The 16,241-nt window shown below is 39.1% G+C and carries 17 protein-coding genes; 8 read left to right on the forward strand and 9 right to left on the reverse strand.

All coding sequences use genetic code 11. The annotated features are described in order from the left end of the window. Nucleotides 1-243: 243 nt before the first annotated feature. The 3 genes from HT99x_RS04900 to HT99x_RS04910 form a co-directional block, all read right to left on the reverse strand. Nucleotides 244-888, reverse strand: a complete 645-nt coding sequence (locus HT99x_RS04900; RefSeq protein WP_083482916.1) for a hypothetical protein — start codon at nucleotides 886-888, stop codon at nucleotides 244-246. Nucleotides 889-949: 61 nt separating this feature from the next. Then, the gene (locus HT99x_RS04905) at nucleotides 950-1,438 is read right to left on the reverse strand and encodes a hypothetical protein (RefSeq protein WP_075066769.1); all 489 of its coding nucleotides are present in this window, start codon (nucleotides 1,436-1,438) and stop codon (nucleotides 950-952) included. 84 nt (nucleotides 1,439-1,522) lie between these two features. After that, complete coding sequence (locus HT99x_RS04910; RefSeq protein WP_075066768.1) at nucleotides 1,523-2,791, reverse strand: spore maturation protein; 1,269 nt, start codon at nucleotides 2,789-2,791, stop codon at nucleotides 1,523-1,525. A 223-nt stretch (nucleotides 2,792-3,014) separates the two neighbouring features. Here HT99x_RS04910 and petA point away from each other — a divergent pair, with 223 nt between their 5' ends. The 5 genes from petA to HT99x_RS04935 are packed head-to-tail and all read left to right on the forward strand — an operon-like array spanning nucleotide 3,015 to nucleotide 6,706. Further along, nucleotides 3,015-3,605: a ubiquinol-cytochrome c reductase iron-sulfur subunit gene (petA, locus tag HT99x_RS04915; protein WP_075066767.1), complete on the forward strand. Its 591-nt coding sequence runs from the start codon at nucleotides 3,015-3,017 to the stop codon at nucleotides 3,603-3,605. Beyond that, nucleotides 3,606-4,841, forward strand: coding sequence for a cytochrome b (locus tag HT99x_RS04920; RefSeq protein WP_075066766.1), 1,236 nt, complete (start codon nucleotides 3,606-3,608; stop codon nucleotides 4,839-4,841). Beyond that, nucleotides 4,838-5,629, forward strand: a complete 792-nt coding sequence (locus tag HT99x_RS04925; RefSeq protein WP_075066765.1) for a cytochrome c1 — start codon at nucleotides 4,838-4,840, stop codon at nucleotides 5,627-5,629. The genes HT99x_RS04920 and HT99x_RS04925 overlap by 4 nt, the downstream gene beginning before the upstream one ends. A gap of 26 nt (nucleotides 5,630-5,655) precedes the next feature. Next, on the forward strand, nucleotides 5,656-6,288 hold the full coding sequence (locus HT99x_RS04930) for a glutathione S-transferase N-terminal domain-containing protein (protein WP_075066764.1): 633 nt from the start codon (nucleotides 5,656-5,658) through the stop codon (nucleotides 6,286-6,288). Nucleotides 6,289-6,292: 4 nt separating this feature from the next. Then, the gene (locus HT99x_RS04935; protein WP_075066763.1) at nucleotides 6,293-6,706 is read left to right on the forward strand and encodes a ClpXP protease specificity-enhancing factor; all 414 of its coding nucleotides are present in this window, start codon (nucleotides 6,293-6,295) and stop codon (nucleotides 6,704-6,706) included. A 16-nt stretch (nucleotides 6,707-6,722) separates the two neighbouring features. Here the strand turns inward: HT99x_RS04935 and HT99x_RS04940 are convergent, their stop codons facing one another. Further along, nucleotides 6,723-6,971, reverse strand: a complete 249-nt coding sequence (locus tag HT99x_RS04940) for a hypothetical protein (RefSeq protein ID WP_075066762.1) — start codon at nucleotides 6,969-6,971, stop codon at nucleotides 6,723-6,725. Nucleotides 6,972-7,139: 168 nt separating this feature from the next. On the opposite strand from HT99x_RS04940, the gene phaC reads away from it, so the two are divergent. Next, nucleotides 7,140-8,918 carry a class I poly(R)-hydroxyalkanoic acid synthase gene (gene phaC, locus HT99x_RS04945; protein WP_075066761.1) on the forward strand — a complete coding sequence of 593 codons (1,779 nt, stop codon included), beginning with the start codon at nucleotides 7,140-7,142 and terminating at the stop codon, nucleotides 8,916-8,918. 75 nt (nucleotides 8,919-8,993) lie between these two features. Here phaC and HT99x_RS04950 read toward each other — a convergent pair whose 3' ends face one another. Then, a complete protein-coding gene (locus HT99x_RS04950) occupies nucleotides 8,994-9,305 on the reverse strand; it encodes a hypothetical protein (protein ID WP_075066760.1) in 312 nt (103 codons plus the stop codon). 100 nt (nucleotides 9,306-9,405) lie between these two features. Beyond that, complete coding sequence (locus tag HT99x_RS04955; RefSeq protein WP_075066759.1) at nucleotides 9,406-10,251, reverse strand: HDOD domain-containing protein; 846 nt, start codon at nucleotides 10,249-10,251, stop codon at nucleotides 9,406-9,408. Nucleotides 10,252-10,424: 173 nt separating this feature from the next. Here HT99x_RS04955 and HT99x_RS04960 point away from each other — a divergent pair, with 173 nt between their 5' ends. Both HT99x_RS04960 and HT99x_RS04965 read left to right on the forward strand, forming a co-directional pair. Beyond that, nucleotides 10,425-11,207 carry a 3-hydroxybutyrate dehydrogenase gene (locus HT99x_RS04960; RefSeq protein ID WP_075066758.1) on the forward strand — a complete coding sequence of 261 codons (783 nt, stop codon included), beginning with the start codon at nucleotides 10,425-10,427 and terminating at the stop codon, nucleotides 11,205-11,207. A 13-nt stretch (nucleotides 11,208-11,220) separates the two neighbouring features. After that, nucleotides 11,221-12,315 (forward strand): patatin-like phospholipase family protein, encoded by a 1,095-nt coding sequence (locus HT99x_RS04965; protein WP_075066757.1) that lies wholly within the window; start codon nucleotides 11,221-11,223, stop codon nucleotides 12,313-12,315. 14 nt (nucleotides 12,316-12,329) lie between these two features. On the opposite strand, the gene HT99x_RS04970 is transcribed toward HT99x_RS04965, so the two are convergent. From HT99x_RS04970 to HT99x_RS04980, 3 genes are all read right to left on the reverse strand, one after another. Next, a complete protein-coding gene (locus HT99x_RS04970; RefSeq protein WP_075066756.1) occupies nucleotides 12,330-14,108 on the reverse strand; it encodes an ATP-binding cassette domain-containing protein in 1,779 nt (592 codons plus the stop codon). 112 nt (nucleotides 14,109-14,220) lie between these two features. Next, entirely contained in the window at nucleotides 14,221-14,976 is a 756-nt protein-coding gene (locus tag HT99x_RS04975) for a hypothetical protein (protein ID WP_075066755.1), read from the reverse strand. Nucleotides 14,977-15,209: 233 nt separating this feature from the next. Then, entirely contained in the window at nucleotides 15,210-16,238 is a 1,029-nt protein-coding gene (locus tag HT99x_RS04980; protein ID WP_259565573.1) for a hypothetical protein, read from the reverse strand. Between the last annotated feature and the right edge of the window lie 3 nt (nucleotides 16,239-16,241).

Below are 16,241 nucleotides of genomic sequence, written 5' to 3' on the forward strand. Positions count from 1 at the left end.
TAAGAAGATGTTCGAATAGAAATTTTAAAAATAAGTAACAATCCGCAAATGTTAAATGTAAGCACACATTTATGCCAACTCAATCTAAGAAAAAATCCTATATTAATAAGTAAAATATTTTTTAATGAATCTTTCAGTTCAATGCTTATATTTAAAAGTGGAAAATGGGATAAAGAGTGATTTCCTACTTACTACACTGAAAGTGCAGTAAATAGGAATGAGGAGAAGTGTTTGGGTATCTGATTATTTTAATTTTGCTAACGATGCATCAATTTCTGCTTTACGGCCTTTATCTTGAATTTCATAGCCTTTGCGGATAGGGGCACTTTTCGCAATTTCTAAATGTTTGCGAGCTTCAGCGGTTTCACCCATATCAGCTAAGAAATCGCCATAATAGTAGTTAGAATCACTTCCTTTAGGATCGATCTTAACAGCGGCTTGTAAGAAGGCGCGCGCTTTCTTTTTATCGCCAAAGGCAACAGGAAAACCAGGTACCCTTGCATACATTGCACCGATAACCCCATAACCAAAGCCATTTTCAATTCTGGGTTGTTTGGTTAAGGCATCTTCTAATAAAGCGCGTGCTTTTTTGACACGAGGTAACACACCCATGCCACCTTTCAGTTGGGCAAAAGAGCTTAAAGAAGTTGCATACCATAACATGACATGAGCATCATCAGGATATTTTTTATTGAGATCATCAGCTTCGCTAATGACTTTTTCAAAGGCAGCAAGTTGCTGTGCTTTAGGTGTTTCATATTTTGCTTTTGCCCAGTCTGTACGCAGTTTTACAATTTCTGCCTCAGAAGCACCGGCTTGTGCTAAGGAAGTAAATAAGAAGATACATAAAGTAAAGAGTACAGAAATAGATTTGTTAACGAATGACATAGTTAGCTCCCAAGTAATAGAAAGTGGATAGCTGAAAAAATCACTATAGATCGTTCATAGATCACCGGCAATAGTAATTCACTTGTGTTTGCGCATAATTAATTTGGTTTACGAGCTCTGCGCTTTTGTAAGGACCAATTTCAACATCCTGTTCATTCTTCACTGCAACATAAAATAATGCATTATCGAGTAATGAGCGGAAAAAGGAGCATTTATCCTGACCTGAATCAACATAACTGTTGGCAAGTGACCAGCCGACTCGCTCATCAATATTTTCATAACGCTTTGTTTGCACTTGGGCAGAATAAGGTCCATTTTCCATGACGGATAATTGTTGCATTTCTCCCGGTCGTAAATCTGATGTTGATTGCTTTTGATCAGGTTTGTTTGTGCTTGAATAGTGATAAGTTTTTACCGAGTCACAATCAGGACTCAAAGTGCCTTCCAGGATGGTTTGACCATTTTTTTGACAAGCGTATACGGTGATATCAGCATATATCGCCCCCGGGAAAAGACTCATTAAAAACACAGTTAATAGCAGGCGTTGCATGACCTACCTCGACTTTTTTATTCTTATATAGATAACAAACTAACAGATTGAACAAATAGACACAAGAGGGGAGATTGAGTGGAATTAGGAGAACAATAATACTTTGACGGCAATCACACTGGCTATCATGCCGGCTAATTCAACAATTAAGCCTGTTGCGAGGGCATGTCGAATGCGACGTATTTGGGCTGCGCCAAAATAAACCGCAAGTACATAAAAAGTAGTTTCGGTTGAACCCATCATGGTGCTCACTAAATAGCCGGTGTAGCTATCAGGCCCGATTGCTGGATTATTGAGAATATCGGTTAAAATACCAAGACTCCCAGAGCCTGAGAGAGGACGCATAAAAACCATGGGCAAAGCTTCTGCTGGTATTCCTAATGGTGTTGTATAAGGTGCAATGGCTTGTGTGATAATGCCTAAAGCACCACTTGCTCTTAGCATGGCAATCGCAAATAACATGGCAACAATATACGGAATAATTTTGACAGCAAGTTCAAAACCCCCTTTTGCTCCTTCAATAAAGCTTGCATAAATATCAAGACCTTTAAGCATCCCGTAGCTAATGATGGTAACGATCAAAGTAGGAATAATCCAAGGTGAAAATTGACGTCCCCAAATTAACGTGATGGGAATTAAACTGATAAATCCGCAGAGCGCTAAAAAGCTTACCCAAGTTGGGTAGGTGCTCATTTTTTCAGACGTCGTTTCATCCATTGTGATGGTCACCGTTGGCTTTGGTGTGCCTACCATACGTTGTAATAATTTGGCGCTGATGATAGCGACGATAGTGGAGCAAATCGTTGCGATTAAAGTAGTCGTAATAATCCCAGCAGCATCATGTGACCCACTACTGGCACGTAAAGCAATTATTTTTGTGGGTATTAAGGTAATGCTTGCCGTATTCATCGCTAAAAATAACACCATCGCATTGGTTGCAACCCCAGGATGCGGATTGAGTTTTTCTAATTCTTGCATGGCTTTTAGGCCAAACGGTGTTGCAGCGTTTCCCATGCCTAACATATTGGCAGAGAGATTCATGATCATGGCGCCAAAAGCAGGGTGGTTAGGAGGAATTTCAGGGAAGAGCGGTTTTAAAAGCGGATAAATTAATTTAGCAAAGACGGCTAAAACACCACCATCTTCCAGAATACGCATCAGCCCTAAGAATAAGCACAAAACACCAATTAATCCGATGGCTAAAGTAACGGCATCGTTTGCAGCATGCAGTAATTGTTGAGTCACAACATGCATAGGAGAATCAGGCATCACTTGGCTTACTTGCCAGTGCCATTGTTGCCAGACGCTTGCGCCATAGGCAGTTGCAATGAGAAGAAAGAAAACCCAATTCATAGTTTTTGGATTATATCGTAGTGATCTGCGAAACGAAAAAGTCTTTATTTAGCTGGCAGGTCAACTTATCATTTCCTCTACATCATCTGTGTTAGCACCTTCCATAATCGTGTACACTATCGAACGTTATTTTGGCATGCAGCGCCCACACAATTTGTGGTAGTATTTGCCGCCAACTCTTATTACTAAACGATAACCGATATCCGTCCGGGGGGACGAGTGAATGAGTGATGACAAGGTAGATACCGGTCGACGGCGGTTTTTAACAGCCGCAACTACTGTGATCGGAGGGGTAGGTGTTGCCTACGCCGCTTCACCCTTTATATGTTCTTGGTTTCCAAGTGCTAAGGCACAAGCCATGGGCGCACCGGTGAAAATCGATGTGAGCAAGCTTGAGCCAGGTGCCCAATTAACTGTTGAATGGCGAGGACAGCCTATATGGGTGGTTCATCGTACAGAGCAAATGCTTGAGAAGCTAAAGGGGTTGGATGGTCAATTGCGTGATCCTGAATCACACGAAGATAGCCAGCAGCCTAAGTATGCACAAAACGAGTATCGCTCAATTAAACCTAACTATCTTGTGCTTGTCGGTATATGTACACACCTTGGTTGTGTGCCTATGTACAAACCAGAAGTGGGCAGTTTAGATCCCAGCTGGCCGGGTGGATTCTTTTGCCCTTGCCATGGTTCGCGTTTTGATATGGCGGGCCGTGTCTTCAAAGGCGTACCCGCACCGCTGAACCTCGTTGTGCCGCCTTATTTTTATGAAGGCGATACCGTCATTGTTGTTGGTGAAGATAAAAAGGCAGCATAGATGAAAACGGAAACAAATTCGGGCTCTGGTTTAATGGGATGGATTGATGCACGGTTTCCTGCCACAAAAATGTGGAATGACCATGCTGGTAAATACTACGCCCCTAAAAATTTTAATTTTTGGTACTTCTTCGGTGCATTGTCGCTACTGGTATTAGTGAATCAATTACTAACAGGTATTTGGCTAGCTATGTTTTATAAGCCTTCTGCGGTCGATGCATTTGGCTCAGTTGAATATATTATGCGAGATGTGCCCAAAGGGTGGCTGCTTCGCTATTTACATTCTACGGGTGCTTCTTTCTTCTTTATCGTTGTTTATCTTCATATGTTCCGCGGCATTATTTATGGTTCATATAAAAAGCCTCGTGAGCTCGTTTGGCTCATTGGTATGGCAATTTATATTTGCTTAATGGCCGAAGCCTTTATGGGCTATTTGTTACCTTGGGGGCAAATGTCATTCTGGGGTGCAAAAGTAATTACCTCTCTTTTTGAAGCTATCCCAGGCGTTGGGCCAGGTCTGGTTGAATGGATGCGAGGTGACTATAACGTTTCCGATGCAACATTGAATCGATTCTTTTCCTTGCATGTGATCGCGGTGCCAATGGTATTCCTACTATTAGTATGGATGCACATCATTGCTTTACATGAAGTGGGTTCTAACAACCCAGATGGTGTTGAAATCAAAGCGAAGAAAGATGACAAAGGTATCCCACTGGATGGTATTCGTTTTCATCCTTACTATACGGTGAAAGATACATTTGGTGCTGGGGTATTCCTCATCATCTTTACGGCGGTTGTGTTCTTTGCGCCTGATTTTGGTGGCTTTTTCTTAGAAGCGCCAAACTTTGAACCTGCCAATCCTATGAAAACGCCTGAGCATATTGCGCCGGTTTGGTATATGACACCGTACTATGCCATTTTGCGTGCTATCCCGCATAAACTGAGTGGGGTGATTGCTATGTTTGCTGCAGTATTAATTCCATGCTTATTACCATGGCTAGATCGCAGTGTTGTTAGATCAATACGCTACCGAGGTTGGTTGTACAAACTCATGCTAGCGTTATTTGTTGTGAGCTTTATTTCTTTAGGGTATTTAGGATTAAAGCCACCCAGCCCAACACGCATGATAGCAGCGCAAGTATTCTCAATATTATACTTTGCCTTTTTCATATTAATGCCCATTTATACAAAATTGGATAAAACTAAACCTGTCCCCGAGAGGGTTACTGCGCGATGAAAGCAAATAAGATTTATGGAATTTTAATTGCCAGCTTATTAATTGTTTCACCATGGCGGTTAGCCTTAGGCTCAACCGAAGGTGCGCATTTGGACAAGGTTAACAATGAACTTTGTAACAAAGCGTCATTGCAACGTGGTGCTAACCTTTATGTTAACTATTGTGGTGGGTGTCACTCACTACAATATGTTCGTTATAAAGAATTGGCCAAAGATATAGGCATTGTTGATAAAAAAGGAAATGTCTTGGAAAAGTTGGTTCAAGCGAACCTTAACTTTACCAGCGATAAAATTAACGACCCTATATTAGTGGCAACGCCGAAGAAAGAAGCGCAAGAATGGTTTGGCGTAGCGCCACCTGATCTCTCGCTAGTCGCAAGATCACGTGGTAAAGATTGGCTTTATACCTACTTGCGTTCTTTTTATGAAGATCCCAAAAAGCCTTGGGGCGTAAATAATGTTGTTTTCCCTGATGTAGGGATGCCGAATATTCTGCAAGGACTACAAGGAACACAGACGGCCGTCTTTAAAACCATCACTCTGATGGATGATAAAGGGCAGCCTTTTGAGCAGAAGGTCATTGAACGTCTGGAACTCACCAAACCTGGCAGCATGAATGAAAAAGAATTCAACCAAGCTGTAACAGATTTAGTGAATTTTTTAGAATATGTCGGTGAACCTCATAAGTTACAACGTGAACGCTTAGGTGGTTGGGTATTATTGTTTTTAGTCGTTTTTACATTGTTCGCATATTTACTGAAGCGTGAATATTGGAAAGACATTCATTAAAGTTGTTTTGATTTGGGAGCAGACTCATGGCAGTTGTGGCAAATAAGCGCTCAGTCATGACACTGTATTCAGGCTCAACCGACCCTTACAGTCATCGAGCTAGAATTGTGTTAGCAGAAAAAGGCGTCACATTTGACCTTTATGAAATTGACGTAGAATCACAGGTTGATGCTCTAGTTGAGATCAACCCATACAACACGGTTCCCACCTTGGTCGATCGCGATCTAGTATTGTATGAATCAGAAATCATCATGGAATATTTGGATGAGAGATTTCCCCATCCTCCCTTGATGCCAGTCTATCCTGTTGCGAGAGCGCGTAGCCGTTTGATGTTACATCGCGTTAATCGTGACTGGTATGTATTGATGAATAAAATACTGCAAAAAAATCAAGATCCAGCGGTGTTAGAAGAAACCAGAAAAGCGCTAAGAGAAAGTATTGTTTCTGTTTCGCCAATGTTCAAAGAAATGCCTTATTTTCTCAGTGAAGAATTTTCATTGGTCGATTGTGCTATTGCGCCAATGTTATGGCGTTTAAAGGCAATGCAAATTATGTTGCCACCAGAAGCAAAATCGGTTCAGGAATATGCTAAGCGTCTATTTGACAGAGAAGCGTTCCAGGTAAGCTTAACTGATTCTGAGCGAGCCTTAGGGGAATAAGCAAATGGTCTCAAGTCGTCCTTACTTATTACGCGCATTTTATGAATGGATTGTCGATAATCATGCAACGCCTTATATCGTTGTAAATGCTGAGCATCCAGGAACTGAAGTGCCACGAGAATATGTGGAGAATGGGCGAATTGTTTTGAACATTTCTCCCGATGCTGTGCGTTCTTTATCACTAGCTAATGATCATGTGGGATTTAACGCACGATTTGCTGGGGTACCTTACGATCTTTATATACCAATGCGAGCGGTAACTGCCATCTATGCAAAAGAAAATGGCCGCGGTATGGTGTTTAAAGATGATGAAGAAGATGATTTTCCTCAAGGACCTGACGAAGGAAGTACTTCATCAGGTGCCGGCGGTAAAGGTAAACGTGGTGGTGGTCGTCCTAAATTGACTGTTGTTAAGTAATTTGTTTAACAGCCTCTTAAGTTAATAGGGGCTGTTTCTCAAATAATAGCGCATCAATCGATTTTGCCGTCAACATAGAAAGTCCATAAACACAAAATAATCCTGCTGAGTAAGCAATGTAGATCTCTTTGCCCATGACTAATGCAACGGGTAAACCGAGGATCCCGCCTAATACCGTATTGCTGACAACAAAGCTAATGTTATACCCGCCGGTATCTAATCCGCCTCGGATTAATTGAAGTTCTCTTTGACTGAGTTCACGCATTTTTTTTCCTTATTAATTAATGTGCTTTGTTGAACATGATATCAATACACGCTTTTCTTCCCAAATTAAAATAGGTGTAGATTCAAGCAAAAGTCAAAGTGGTTTATAAGCCAGTACTATTTAAAGATCAAATGCCGATAACAGGTTTTAGATCTTTGAAGAAGCATCATGAAAATTGATGAGGGATATGTAAAACTATTTGCAGATTCTCTGGAGATGTCTCAATCTTTTTTTCAGAGTATGCAAATATTGTGGCAAAACCAACAAATCTTCTATGATAACTTCGCTGAATTTTCATTAATTAATGATAAGATCCAGAGTTGGCGAGCTGAAATTGTTCGTCGCACACCCGAAAGATTCTTCAATGCTTATGCTGGGTTATCTTTAGAATATTACCAACTGATTCATCATTGTTACGAAAAGATGGTCAATAAAGCAATTCCTCCCTTTATCGAAGTAGCTTCTCATGATAAACGATTTAGATCGAATCAGTGGCACGATAATATTATTTTTTATGTCTATCAACAATCTTATCTGCTCTACGTTAAACATGTCATTGCTTATATTGAAAGCAATGACAGAGATGATCACAAGAAGCACGAACAAATACATTTTTTTGCAAAACAATTTCTCAATGCGTTGTCACCGAGTAATTATTGGCTAACCAATCCTGACGTCTTTTTTAAAACGCTTGATCAAAAAGGAGAAAATCTTTTTTCTGGCTGGAAGCGATTCATCGCAGATTTACAGCGAGGGGAAGGCTATTTGAACCCCATGATGGTTGAAAAAGAAGCCTATAGCATAGGAAAGGATATCGCCGCAACACCTGGTAAAGTGGTATTTAAAAATCGTCTTATTGAATTAATTCAATATTCCCCTGCAACACCAGAAGTTTATGAAATACCGTTATTGGTGATTCCACCTTGGATTAACAAATATTATGTGCTTGATCTAAGGCAAGATAATTCTTTTGTAAAATGGATTGCTGAGCAAGGCTATACCGTATTCATTATTTCTTGGGCAGCTATAGATGAAACCTATGCAGATACAGGTTTTGCGGATTACATGTTAGAAGGCATTATTCCTGCGACAGAGGAAATAATGAAAATAACAAAATTAGAGAAACTGAATGCTTTAGGATTTTGTATTGGTGGAACACTGCTTTGCATGACCATGGCTTATCTCGCCGCAAAGCAAGATAAACGTATTCATAGCGCTACTTTTTTAGCAACGTTAATTGACTTTAAAGAGCCGGGTGATTTAGGACTTTATGTTGATGAACAACAATTCGCATTAATAAAAAATAGTCTTACAAAGAAAGGTTATTTTGATGGCCGCTCGCTCATGGGCATATTTAATTTATTAAGAGCCAATGAACTGTATTGGCCGTATATTATTAATAATTATTTATTGGCACAACATCTACATTCGTTTGATTTACTGTATTGGAATCAAGATTCAACGCATTTACCTGCCAAAATGATGTGTGAATATCTTGAAAATCTTTATTTGAAAAATAAGTTCTTCAACAATCAATTAGTTTGGAACAATACGCCCTTATTACTCAAAAATATTCATGTGCCCTGTTATTTTCTAGCAACCGAGCAAGATCATATTGCCCCTTGGTTAGCTTGTTTTTCGGGTGCCAAGCAATTTACTGATAATGTGACTTTTGTGTTAGGAGGTTCGGGTCATATTGCAGGTATTGTGAATCCGCCCCAGGCACATAAGTATGGATATTATGTAAATGAAAAAGCAATCAGTGATTTTATGTCTCCTGCAGTTTGGTTACAGGAAGCAATTAAGCAAGAAGGTTCTTGGTGGGAGCATTGGCAGTCATGGTTAAGTCATTTATCTGGTAAAAAAATATCTGCTCGAAAGCCAGCTAAGCATTTTTCTGATGCGCCGGGGGAAAATGTCAAAGTCTCTATTTATAAAAAACGCTAATCAATATCATCTTTGGAGGTGAAGTTTGTAACCTGGATCCCGCGGACAAGCCGCGGGAAGTGGTGATGAAATGATTTAATAACCTAATCTAGTGCTAGGATTATCTTTTAATTTCATACCTGCCTTAGTTAAGGCTTCAATAATTCTATCTTCTGATACATCGTTTGTTACAGTGACTTCTAATGTTCCTGTTTTATCGCCATCTTTATTTCCAAATTCGGTGACTTGCGAACTAATAGGAAAAATACTGTTCTGCGTAAATACTCTACCAATTCTACTTTCGCAACCTTGGCAAAATAAGGGTTCAACCCTAAATTGAAAAGTTTGAGTTTCTATGGTTGATCTAGCTTGTTGAGCTTTGTAGTGTTTAAAACCGTCTAATGCCATATTTTTACCTATTTTTTAGCGCGTTGAAACTGTGCGCATTTTATAATGCGCACTTGGTTATTGCTAGTCTCTTCATCAAATAGGTAGGATAACTAAAATATCAAGTAAAAAGCTGGTGATATGATGTTAATTCTTTTTTCATATTTTTAACTGCGATACTGTCTAGCAGCTGATCGATTTCTAATCGATAGTAGGAAGGACTTTTAGGCTCATTCGATTCAGGCAGATTATCTGGCCTTGCATAATTAAGAATATGTTGCTTTGCGACTTGAATAATATCCGAGATCATGGGTTTGGTTGTTTTATGATTTGGATTGGCAACATTTTCGGGGACGCAAGCAATTTCATCAGGAAATTTCCATAATTTTAAAATCGCTTTACCCAATGGCGGGTGAAGATTGTTAATGGTCGCATCAAGCAAAGGTAAATTATTAAAATATTCAGCAGATTGATCAGCAAACGTTAAAATAGGCAGTTTGCCAATCTCGTGGACTAATCCTGCTAACATCACTTCTTCAGGCGGAAATAAGCGTAAGGCTTTCGCTAATACATAAGCACTGGCAGCCACTTTGCTACTTTGATCCCAAACAAGCTGTACACGCTCCTCGATGGGTTTATGTTGGGCAATAAATAATTGCTTGAGTGCTAATCCCATTGAAACATAGGTAACAAAGCGAACACCCAAACGATTAATCGCGGCTTCAAGGCTCGCAATTGAAACCGAGCCGCGCATGATAGGGCTATTAGCAATACTTAAGATGCGCACTGTCAGTGCGGGATCTTGGCCTATTACTTGGCAGAGTTTATTCGTTGTCACATCAGGATCGTTACTCAGTTTCTGTAAAGTGACAAAAATACTGGGTTGAGAAGGCAGTTGAATTTTATTATCTTTAATGCTCTGAAAAATTTTTTGGTATGATGCATTGTGTTGTTCATTTCCTTGCATGATATACCATTATTCCTTGTGGAAAAATTCATATTATAAAAAAGTATGTCGGCACAAAAGCATTTTTCTTAAAAACAATTTTAGAATAAGAACTCAAAAAAAAGTGTAAAGTGCCGATAATAATATAACGATCTCCCTTGGTACTGTATAAAAATAGAGGTTAGGAGTCATTCATGCGTTTAAAAGATAAAGTAGCGATTGTCACAGGCTCAGCAAGTGGGATAGGTAAAGCGATAGCGCATACCTACGCAACCGAAGGTGCCAAGGTTGTTATTGCCGATTTAGATATGAATCAAGCTGAAGCAACAGCAAAAGCATTTCGTGATAGCGGGCTTGAAGCGATGGCGGTTGCCATGGATGTCACTAATGAACAACAAGTCAATACGGGTATCGATAAAGTTATTCAAGCTTATGATTATATCGATATTCTCGTTAGTAATGCGGGTATTCAACATATTTCACCCATTGATGAATTACAATTGGCTGATTGGAAAAGAATGCTGGCTATTCATTTAGATGGTGCTTTTTTAACCACCAAGGCTTGTTTGCGTTATATGTACCAACGCGGGAAAGGTGGCAGCATTATTTACATGGGCTCTGTGCATTCTAAAGAGGCTTCGGTTTTAAAAGCACCCTATGTCACGGCAAAACATGGTTTAGTGGGATTATGTAAAACCGTTGCAAAAGAAGGTATTAAACATGGTGTGAGAGCCAATGTCATTTGCCCAGGATTTGTAAGAACCCCGCTGGTAGCTAAGCAAATTCCAGAGCAAGCAAAAGATTTAGGAATTAGTGAAGAAGATGTGGTTAAAAAAGTAATGCTAAAAGATACCATTGATGGTGAATTTACAACCGTAGAAGATGTCGCACAGATTGCTTTACTTTTTGCATCATTTGATAGCAATGCACTAACAGGTCAATCCTTATTAGTGAGCCATGGTTGGTTTATGCAATAAAAGGATCGAGGAGATGATGATAAAACCTCATCCGTATGATTGTATCATTTATTTGCTACAGGGTGGGGGAGCATTAGGTGCATATCAGGTTGGGGTTTGTGAGAACCTTATCAATAATCATTATCCACCGGATTGGTTAATTGGTACCTCGATTGGTGGTATCAATGCGGCTATTATCGCCGGGAATGAGCCTGATAAAAGAGTTGAAAAACTAAAAGCTTTCTGGAATAAAATTGCAACGCCTTCTTTTGGTAATCCGTTATTGTTTCAAGATAAATGGCATCGCTGGCAGAACTTACTTTCTTCAGAGAGTGCACTTTTGTTTGGACAACAAGGTTTTTTTAAATTACGAATGGCTAATCCCTTTTTACAAGAGATGAGTTCACCTGATAATTTAAGTTTTTATGATACAAGTGAGTTAAAAGCAACTTTAGAAGAATTTGTTGATTTTGATCTTATCAATCAAGCGAAAGTACGATTGACACTCAGCTCTGTATGTGTTGAAGATGGCATTTTAGTTCATTTTGATAATACAGAACAAAAACTGGGTCCAGAGCATATTATGGCAGCGAGTGCGCTGCCTCCTGGATTTCCTGCGATTAAAATTGGTGAACGTCATTATTGGGATGGCGGAATTAGCTCAAATACGCCACTGAAAATCATTTTTGAAGAAAAAGTACCGAAAAAATTATTATGTTTTATGGTTGATCTCTTTTCTAGAACAGCCGATCAACCCAGAACCATGATGGATGTATTGAAACGTAAAAAAGATCTTGAGTTTGTAAGCCAGTATCAAGAAATCTTAAAATATTTTTTTGAAATGCATAAGCTGCGCCATATTATTCGTACTATTTCTGAAGAACATGCTGATAAGGATTGTTATGACCAAGTGAGTTTAGGTCATCCCTGTGCATTGAATATTATTCGTTTTCAGTATGTTGATTCTGATGCTGATTTATGGACAAAAGACTTTGAATTTTCTCAACATTCAATCAAGCAGCGTCAAGAGAAAGGGCGTGAAGATGTCAAGAAATTACTTGAAGAGCCACTAACATTAAGAATCATTCCGGATGATAGTGGTTTTCGATTGCATGATATTAGGCATTGATGAGAAACGTTGTATTATTTATGCATTTTGACCCGGGGTGGTGAAAGCTCAATTATTTTTTCATCAGGGTAGCCTTCTGTAGGATTATGATCGGTATATAGGATAGTTGCATTAGGGAGTTCTTTGCGAACAAGGCTTTTTACTAGCCTTGCATAATTAGGGCCAATAGCAGAGGTGGGCTCATCCATAATGAGACACTCTGGTTGCTGTAATAATGCACGCACAATGGCAATTCTTTGCTTTTCACCTGGGCTTAGCAATTGATCCCAATTTTTCTTGGCAACCCCCAGATCACGAATGATCGATTTTTTGATTTTAAGTTCTTCAAGCCAATGTGGAATTTTTGCTAATAATACGGCCGGATATTGATCGCGTGATTTAGGATAAACAATGTTGTCGAGCAAACTAGAAGTGTTCTTTAGAAGATACGTCGACTGAGTAACAAAAACGGTTTTCTTAGGGAGTTTGATTTTACCTGTAAAGCTAGGATTAATTCCTGCAAATGTTTTTAGCAAGGTCGATTTCCCTGCACCGGATGGTGCTGACAGCAAATAAGTTTTTCCAGGTTTAATAGAAATTTTTTGATCTTCTAGTATCTGATTGTTATTAACTTGGATACTGCCTTTGAAACCCAGTTTGTTATTAGGGGTAAAATTTTCTTTTAGTTTTTTGTATCGCTTACACCATTCTTCAGAGCGCTGATCAAACATTTTGATATTAGCTTGTGCATTAACAAATGAAATCCATTTATCATGGTGTTCTGCGAAGCTATTGAAAAAAGATAAAATTTTGGTGAAATGAGTAGAGATGGCGAAAAAATGATTGCGATCGATAATCGAAGTTGTCAATCCGGCAATTAATCCAGGAATGCATACTAAGGCACCTAAAGGATACGCGATAAGATCGCTCAATTTTTTAATAAATTCACGACCAAATTTATATTTCAATTTTTTCTGTTTAGTATCATATCGACTACTAGATATTTTCTGTAAATATTGTGATTCAAACTTGCCACCTTTGAGTAGCGCAATAGATTCTGAATGATTATCACTATAATAAAGATGTGACTGTTTTCTTTGTAGTAATTTGCTTTCTTTACGACTTAGTGAGTGTATTGGCCCGGTAAATTTATGTAAAACATAAACCGAAAAAAGGCCATAGGCTAAAGCCATTAACGGGAGATAGAAGGGTAAGGTGAAACCCGTTGCAATCTGTAGACCGGGCGATAGGTAGAAAAGCTGTATGAGCGAGACACCAGCGCCGACAAAAGCAGTCATGATTGTCGTGACAGGTTCTATAATGCTGCCAGTGAATTGTTTAATATTCTTTGATAAGACTTCGGTATATATTTTATTAGAATAATGTTTGTCTTTATTGGGTAGTTTAATGCCATGAAATATTTTACTGGTATAAAACTTATTAATGTAATCGTTGTTCATTTGCTTTGCGACTTGATTACTTAAAGTTCTTGAGCAGTAAGTAATGAGGGAGTCGCATAATGCATCTAAAGGTAAATAAATACCAAATAATAATAGTGTTGGCGCAATAATATTGTTGAGAATCAAACCCTCAGCATTAAAGAGTGAAAACCATGTTGTTCCCACATCGCTGAGTAATACGATGAGCATCGCTCGGATGAGACAAAGTGAAATAATACTTGCCAGCAAGAGAAGATTTTTTGTATTCGCTCTTCTAAATAGAAAATAAGGTTTCAGTAGCCGAGCTACATCAGATACTTGAGAGTTAACCTTATTAATAGAATCTTTTAAACGAGTTACAAACGCAAATGCCATCGGTTATGTACAGAAAAATAAAACGTGTACATTAACATCAAAATGCGAGTAAGACTATTGTTTAACTTATACTGTTAACCAATATCTGTTGTTTGTCAGGAAGGAAACACACTCAGAACGGTTCGATGGAGCGTCCTTTGCTAAACTCAGTTGGAGCTTGTAGTTGCCTTTTGATCAAAGCGGCTCCTAAGTTAGCTCTAAATTTAAGCATTGGAGAAGGGCTACTGGGTAGCAATATTTCTGGCGCTCTTGCGTTTAATGCTTCCATCGTTTTAGTGGCTTTTTTTAATTTTTCGTTAATGAATTGCTCTTGAGCTGCTTCGATATAGTGTTGGTTTTGTTTTAACAACTCATCATAAGCAGGTTCTTGTTCTAGCCCTCTTGAGTCAGCACAGTTTTCACACATGTGCAGTAGAATTTCTTTCGTATTTTTCTCGCCAAGCTCACTTGTTTGGATCAAATGTCGAATATTTTTGGCATCTTTGAATAAGATTGGCATGAAATAAAATAATGTAGAACCAGAGGGGAGGTGTATATGAGAGTAATTCCATGAATCTCGAATAGAACCTAGTACAAAATGATCATTGCTATCTAATTTGTAACTTTCTGCACCGACTGCCCAACGTAAAAGAAAACTATAAGCCTCTTTACCTGTAAACCATTCACATTTTTCTGAATGCTCTTTTAAGTAATTGTAGAGAGAGTCAATATCATAGCCAGCAGTTTCTGTGAAAATATAAACATGTCGAGCACAAGTCATCGGGGCGAAAGGCTTAACGGTTTCTTTGAAATCGATTAAAGGATTCGTTTCTTCGCCTTTTTTATTAAAAGATCGCAGATGCAATACTTGAAGTGAATCTAGTTTCATATTAACTCATTAAGCTATCTATTTTTCTATTGCCCCTATCTTATCCGAAATTTTTGAGGACATCCACATTGATAAAATATTAAGGGACATCCATATTATGATGAATCAACATAAAATTTATTTAATTGCTTCTTGCTTGTTCACATTTAGTAAAGTTAAGAGGGAAAAATTTGGAAAATAAATAAGATTATATCAATGAAGCGCCATTTTGAGCGTTGTGACAGAATGATTAACTATAAATAACACTTTTTAGCGGCATGGTAGCCTTTTGGTTTACGTTCCCGATGCTGCGAACCGAAGTCGACGAGTATGATTGAGTTGCCGACGGCATGAAAGAAATTTTTCTCAAGGTCGAGAACCATATTCATCCATCCGTTGGCAGATAGCTGCAATCTATCCAGGATAGGGGCAAGATTGTCGGGTATTGCACCTCGTTTACCATCACGTAAGATTCTGCCGGTTTCATCGATGAGCTGAAAATAATCAGCTAATTTGAAATCGATGTAAGGTGTTTTGTTATTGGCTTTCTCATTGGCAAAGGGCATTAAGCTTAAAGGCTGCTTAAGACTATTAGCTTGTTTGACGAAAGAGGCGAGATTGAAAGAAGAGGTGGTTGTAATCGTTTTTTTCTTTAACTGCTTGGCCACCATTTGTATGCGTTCGTAGATAGAAGTGAACTCGGCTTGTTCAGGGGTATTAACGACTTTAGCGCGAATAGGATTTAAATCGACATAAGCCATAGCGGCAAGCAAAGCGCCTTCATCAAGCAAGGCTTGCGATTTAAATCTGCCTTCCCAAAACCGTCCGGTGACGGCTTCTTCTTTATTAGATAATCGAGCGATAGTTTCATTGAGACAGCGCATGAACCAACTAATGCTGGCAAGTCGCTGCCGCCAGAGGGCTATTTTTTGTTTGATTTCTAATTTTGAATAGCCCAAGACTTCTACTTGATTAGCGTCGTTAGGGAAGAGTTGTTGCCATCGCAGGAAGACTTCCTCGTCAGTCCATTGATTAGCGTCGTTATCGTTGACCCACAGTACAAGATGATAGTGATTGCTCATGACCGCATAAGCACAGATGCGAATGGCAAAGACTTCAGTGAGTTGTTTGATTCTACCGACAATCCAGGCTTTGCGGTGAGAATAATCTTGGCCGGACTGGGAATCGATACCACACAAGAAAGTACGACGTACACATCGCGTCATGCAATGGTAGTAAGGTGTGGCGCTTAAATCGATTTTGGTAGCACGGGCCGCTGTCATAAT

Source organism: Candidatus Berkiella aquae (assembly GCF_001431295.2).
Lineage (GTDB): Bacteria > Pseudomonadota > Gammaproteobacteria > Berkiellales > Berkiellaceae > Berkiella > Berkiella aquae.